The sequence below is a fragment of the Streptomyces sp. genome (assembly GCF_035563135.1).
In the GTDB taxonomy this organism is placed as follows: domain Bacteria; phylum Actinomycetota; class Actinomycetes; order Streptomycetales; family Streptomycetaceae; genus Streptomyces.
Map to the genome: position 1 here is coordinate 1 of NZ_DATMVN010000529.1, position 5,997 is coordinate 5,997.

Annotated in this window: 4 protein-coding genes; 3 read left to right on the forward strand and 1 reads right to left on the reverse strand. The window is 71.1% G+C overall.

All coding sequences use genetic code 11. The features are described 5' to 3' along the window. Window positions 1–2,104 (reverse strand): glycogen debranching protein GlgX (gene glgX / locus VN520_RS23430; protein ID WP_414719920.1); only part of this gene is annotated, 2,104 nt, incomplete at its 3' end. Between the two features lie 156 nt (window positions 2,105–2,260). Here glgX and VN520_RS23435 point away from each other — a divergent pair. The 3 genes from VN520_RS23435 to VN520_RS23445 all read left to right on the forward strand — a co-directional run bounded on the left by VN520_RS23435 (window position 2,261) and on the right by VN520_RS23445 (window position 5,794). Beyond that, window positions 2,261–3,478: a L,D-transpeptidase gene (locus VN520_RS23435; protein ID WP_325748912.1), complete on the forward strand. Its 1,218-nt coding sequence runs from the start codon at window positions 2,261–2,263 to the stop codon at window positions 3,476–3,478. Between the two features lie 204 nt (window positions 3,479–3,682). Continuing rightward, window positions 3,683–4,933 (forward strand): L,D-transpeptidase, encoded by a 1,251-nt coding sequence (locus VN520_RS23440; RefSeq protein ID WP_325748913.1) that lies wholly within the window; start codon window positions 3,683–3,685, stop codon window positions 4,931–4,933. A gap of 87 nt (window positions 4,934–5,020) precedes the next feature. Beyond that, the gene (locus tag VN520_RS23445) at window positions 5,021–5,794 is read left to right on the forward strand and encodes an enoyl-CoA hydratase/isomerase family protein (protein WP_325748914.1); all 774 of its coding nucleotides are present in this window, start codon (window positions 5,021–5,023) and stop codon (window positions 5,792–5,794) included. Window positions 5,795–5,997: the final 203 nt, after the last annotated feature.

A 5,997-nucleotide genomic window follows, 5' to 3' on the forward strand; every position in this document is an offset into this window, starting at 1 on the left:
CCCAGGGAGGGCCCGGGAGCAGGAAGTCACAGGGCCGGTGGTCGGCGTGCAGGACCGCCAGGAAGCTGTCGTCGGTGATCTGCCCGCCCCGGGCGTCCCGGCCCGGGATGTCGCGTCCGGAGAGGTAGAGCCCGAGCGTCGCGGCCGGCGCGTACCAGTCGCCCTCCGTCATCTCCGTCCCCTGCGCGGTGAACCACGCCAGGTCCCGCAGGCCGTCCGGCGCCTGCGGCGTCCCGGCGAAGAAGGCGCGGCGGCGCAGCACCGGGTGGCGGTGGCGCAGGTGCAGCAGCCGGGAGGTCAGCTCGGTCAGCTCCCGCCACCGGGGCTCCTCCAGGAGCGACCAGTCCAGCCAGCTGACCTCGTTGTCCTGGCAGTAGGCGTTGTTGTTGCCGCCCTGGGTGCGGCCCATCTCGTCGCCCGCCACCAGCATCGGCACCCCGGTCGACAGCAGCAGCGTCGTCAGCAGGTTGCGCAGCTGACGGCGGCGCAGCGCGTTGATGGCGGGGTCGTCGGTCTCGCCCTCGGCACCGCCGTTCCAGGCGCGGTTGTCGTCCGTGCCGTCGCGATTGCCCTCGCCGTTGGCCTCGTTGTGCTTGTGCTCGTAGCTGACCAGGTCGCGCAGGGTGAAACCGTCGTGCGCGGTGACGAAGTTGACCGAGGCGTACGGGCGCCTGCCGCCCCAGGCGTACAGATCGCTCGACCCGGTGAGCCGGTAGCCGATGTCGCGCACATCGGGCAGCGCACCGCGCCAGAAGTCGCGTACGGCGTCGCGGTAGCGGTCGTTCCACTCGGTCCACAGCGGCGGGAACGCGCCCACCTGGTAACCGCCGTTGCCGACGTCCCAGGGTTCGGCGATCAGCTTGACCCGGCGCAGCACGGGGTCCTGGGCGATCACCGCGAGGAAGGGGGAGAGCATGTCCACGTCGTGCATCGAGCGGGCGAGTGCCGCGGCCAGGTCGAAGCGGAAGCCGTCGACGCCCATCTCCGTCACCCAGTAGCGGAGCGAGTCCGTGATCAGCCGCAGGACCTGCGGCTGCACCACGTGCAGGGTGTTGCCGCAGCCGGTGTAGTCCGCGTAGCGGCGGGCGTCGGGCTGGAGGCGGTAGTAGCCGCGGTTGTCGATGCCGCGCAGGGAGAGCATCGGGCCCAGTTCGCCGGCCTCCGCCGTGTGGTTGTAGACCACGTCGAGGATCACCTCGATCCCGGCGTCGTGCAGGGCGCGCACCATCTGTTTGAACTCGCCGACCTGCCGGCCCGCCGTGCCGCTCGCCGCGTAGCCCGCGTGCGGGGCGAAGTAGCCGATCGAGTTGTAACCCCAGTAGTTGTGCAGTCCGCGCCGCAGCAGATGGTCCTCGTGGGCGAACTGGTGGACGGGGAGCAGTTCGACGGCGGTCACCCCGAGCCGCTGGAGGTGACCGACCGCGGCGGGGTGGGCGAGCCCGGCGTAGGTGCCGCGCAGTCCGGGCGGGATGTCCGGGTGGAGCTTGGTGAAGCCGCGTACGTGCAGCTCGTAGATGACCGTGTCCGCCCACGGGGTCTTCGGCCTGCGGTCCTGCGCCCAGTCGTCGTCGTCATGCACCACGACGGCCTTGGGGACGTACGGCGCCGAGTCCCGGTCGTCACGCACGGTGTCGGCGACGTGCTGCTCGGGCCAGTCCCTCACATGGCCGTACACCTCGGGCGGCAGGGTGAACGAGCCGTCCACCGCACGGGCGTACGGGTCGAGGAGCAGTTTCGCCGCGTTCCAGCGGGCGCCCGTCCAGGGATCCCAGCGGCCGTGCACCCGGAAGCCGTACCGCTGTCCCGCGTGCACGCCGGGGACGAAGCCGTGCCAGATCTCGTGGGTCAGCTCCGTCAGCGGGAGCCGGGTCTCGGTGCCCCGCTCGTCGAAGAGACAGAGCTCGACGGCCTCGGCCCCGCCCGCCCAGAGGGCGAAGTTGGTGCCCGCCACCCCGTCGGGCCCGACCCGGAAGCGGGCTCCCAACGGCATGGGGGCACCCGGCCATACGGGTGGTCCGTCCGCCGCGTTCCCCGGGGCCGCTCCGGTCACCACCACCCTGCCCGTCGTACGCGGCGTTTCCTCCTGCTCGGCTGTGCTCGACACCTTTCAGCCTCCTGCGGCTCGTAGGAGCGGTCACCCGGCAGAAGGAGTGCGCGGCGTCCCGGCCGCGGCCTTCCTGGCGGTGTCCTTCCCTCTGTTCTGCCCACCGGGGAGCCCGCACTCACGTTTCCCCGGGGCGGCCGCGTCGTTGGGGGGAGCGTGAACCACGTAGCGAAGAGAGCACGGGCGCGTTCGGCCGCCGTGCTGACATGGGCAGGACTGTTCACCGTGCCGGCCGTACTGACGGGCTGCACCGGGGCGACGTCGTTCTTCGACAACCGCTCACCCGGGGACGCCATCCGGATCGTCCCCGAGGACGGTGCCGAGAACGTCGGCGCGGACGGCCGGGTCGAGGTGACCGTCCCCGACGGACGGCTCGAACGGGTGAAGGTGACCAGGATGGAGGACGCGGAACACCAGGAGGTGCCGGGACGCATCGCGAAGGACGGCCGTTCATGGGCTCCCCGGGACGGCGGACACCGTCTCGGACTGGCCGGGAAGTACAGCGTGGAGGCCGTGGCGGTCGACGGTGACGGCCACCGCTCGGCCCGCAGCACGACGTTCACCACCCTGGTCCCCAAGGACCGCTTCATCGGCTACTTCAAGCCGGAGAACCGGTCCACGGTCGGCACCGGGATGATCGTGTCCTTCGACTTCAACCGGCCCGTCACCCGTCGTGCCGCGGTGGAGAAGGCCATCAGGATCACCACGGAACCCGAGGTCGAGGTGGTCGGCCACTGGTTCGGCAGGAACCGGCTCGACTTCCGGCCCGCCACCTACTGGAAGCCGGGCACCGAGGTCACCGTCGATGTGGGACTGCGCGATGTGGAGGGGGCTCCGGGGGTCTACGGCAGTCAGCGGAAGAAGGTGTCCTTCCGGGTGGGCCGCTCCCAGACGTCCGTGGTGGACGCCCGCGCGCACACCATGGAGGTACGCCGCGACGGCGAGGTCGTCAGCACGGTGCCGATCACCGCGGGCGCCGCGAGGACGACCACGTACAACGGGAAGATGGTGGTCTCCGAGCTGCACGAGGTGACCCGCATGGACGGCAGCACCGTCGGGTTCGGCGGCGAGTACGACATCAAGGACGTGCCCCACGCGATCCGGCTGACGAAGTCGGGCACCTTCCTGCACGGCAACTACTGGGAATCGCCGGACATCTTCGGCTCCCGGAACACCAGTCACGGCTGCATCGGGCTGCGTGATGTGAAGGGCGGCAGTTCGGACACCCCGGCCGGCTGGTTCTTCGAGCGGACGCTCGTGGGCGACGTGGTCGAGGTGGTCAACTCCGCCGACCGGACCGTCGCTCCGGACAACGGCCTCGGCGGCTGGAACCTCGGCTGGCCGCAGTGGAAGGCGGGCTCCGCCCTGCGCTGACCTCCGTCCGGCCCGCTCAGGCCCCGGAGGCGCGTCTTCCGGGGCCGCCCGGCGGCGGCTCGGAACGACTTGGAACGGAACGGTGACATTCCAGGGAAGTTCTCCCCACGTGCGGTGTGATTATCTAGCGCCGGGCGTGCATGTACAGCGCGCGGGGGTGCAGGTCATGGCGGGGGCCAGGCCGTGCGAGGGGAGAAGACCACATTGAACGGGCAGCCGATATCGGGGGCATGGGCCGGCGCGGGCAGGGAACGGCACGGGCGCGGAGCCCGCGGCCTCCTCGCGCTGGTACTGGGCGCGCTGCTGTTGCTGGTGACCGCGTGCGGGGGCAGCGGGAGCGCCGCCGAGAAGGACGGCAGGAGGGCGGGCGCCGAGGTCGCCGACACCAGCGCCTCGCAGGCGGTGGTGACCATCGTGCCCAAGGACGGCGCCGATGACGTGGCGACCAGCGGAGCGCTGAAGGTCTCGGCGACCGAGGGCAGGCTGAGCACGGTGAAGGTCGCCGACCCCGAGGGCAAGGAGGTCGGGGGCAGGATGGCGAAGGACGGTCTGAGCTGGGTGCCCGACCGTCACCTGGCCGCCGCGACGAAGTACACGGTGCACGCGGTCGCCAAGGACGACGAGGGCCGCGAGTCGGCGAAGGACACCAGCTTCACGACGCTGGTGCCGAAGAACACCTTCATCGGCCAGTACACACCCGAGGACGGCTCGACCGTCGGTGTGGGCATGCCGGTGTCGATCCACTTCACCCGGGGCATCACCGACCCGGCGGCCGTGGAGAAGGCCATCAGCGTGACGGCGGAGCCCGCCGTGCGGATCGAGCCCCACTGGTTCGGCAACGACCGCCTCGACTTCCGTCCCGAGAACTACTGGGCGGCGGGCACGAAGGTGACCCTGCGCCTCGACCTCGACGGTGTCGAGGGGCGGCCGGGGGTCTACGGCAAGCAGGCCAAGACGGTGAAGTTCACCATCGGCCGCAGTCAGGTCTCGACGGTCGACGCGAGTTCCCACCGGATGAAGGTGGTCCGTGACGGCAAGCAGATCAAGGACATCCCGATCTCCGCGGGCGCCCCGGCCACGACCACGTACAACGGTCAGATGGTCATCAGCGAGAAGCTCAAGGTGACCCGGATGAACGGTGACACCGTCGGGTTCGGCGGCGAGTACGACATCAAGGACGTGCCGCACGCGATGCGCCTGTCGACCTCGGGCACCTTCATCCACGGCAACTACTGGGGTGCGTCGAGCATCTTCGGCTCGACCAACACCAGCCACGGCTGCGTCGGTCTGCGGGACGTGCGCGGCGGTTGGGACGGCAAGACGCCTGCGGCCTGGTTCTTCGACAACTCCCTGATCGGCGACGTCGTCGTCGTCAAGAACTCGAAGGACAAGGTGATCCAGCCGGACAACGGTCTCAACGGCTGGAACATGGACTGGGCGCAGTGGACCACGTAGCTCCCCACCGCTGACGCGGGAGCGGGCCCGGTGCTGTGACCAACGGCACCGGGCCCGCTGCCGTTAGCCACGGTTAACCTGCTGCCCATGACCGTAACCCTCGAAGTAAGTGACAACGTCGGCACGATCCGGCTGGACCGCCCGCCGATGAACGCCCTCGACGTCGCCGTCCAGGACCGGCTGCGGGAACTCGCCGAGGAGGCGGGCCGGCGCGACGACGTGCGGGCGGTGATCCTCTACGGCGGCGAGAAGATGTTCGCGGCGGGCGCGGACATCAAGGAGATGCAGGCCATGGACCACGCGGCGATGGTCCTGCGCGCCCGCGCCCTCCAGGACTCCTTCACCGCCGTGGCCCGCATCCCCAAGCCGGTCGTCGCCGCCGTCACCGGCTACGCGCTGGGCGGCGGGCTGGAACTGGCGCTGTGCGCCGACTTCCGGGTGGCGGCCGACGACGCCCGGCTCGGCCAGCCGGAGATCCTGCTCGGCGTCATCCCCGGCGCGGGGGGCACCCAGCGGCTGCCGCGGCTGGTCGGTCCGGCGCGCGCCAAGGACCTCATCTTCACCGGGCGGCACGTGGGCGCCGAGGAGGCGCTGGCGATCGGCCTGGTCGACTCCGTCGTCCCGGCGGGCGAGGTCTACGCCGCCGCCGCGGCCATGGCGGCCCGCTACGCCGAGGGTCCGGCCCTGGCGCTGCGCGCGGCCAAGCAGGCCGTCGACAGCGGACTGGAGACCGACCTCGCCACCGGGCTGGAGATCGAGCGGCTGCACTTCGCGTCGCTGTTCGCCACCGAGGACCAGAAGACCGGCATGCGCTCCTTCGCCGAGGAAGGGCCCGGCAAGGCCCGCTTCACCGGTCGCTGACGGCCGCCCCGGTACCCGACCACCACCATCACCACCAGACGGAGGACCCCGCCGATGTGGGGATTGCAGACCCGACCGGCCGCCGATCGCGGCGACCTGCTGGCGGCGCCCGTGGCGGCCGCGGTCGAGGGGTGGAAGCACGCCACCCCGGTGAGCGAGCTGCTCGTCGCCGAGATCGACCCCGGGCTCGCCGACACCGCGGC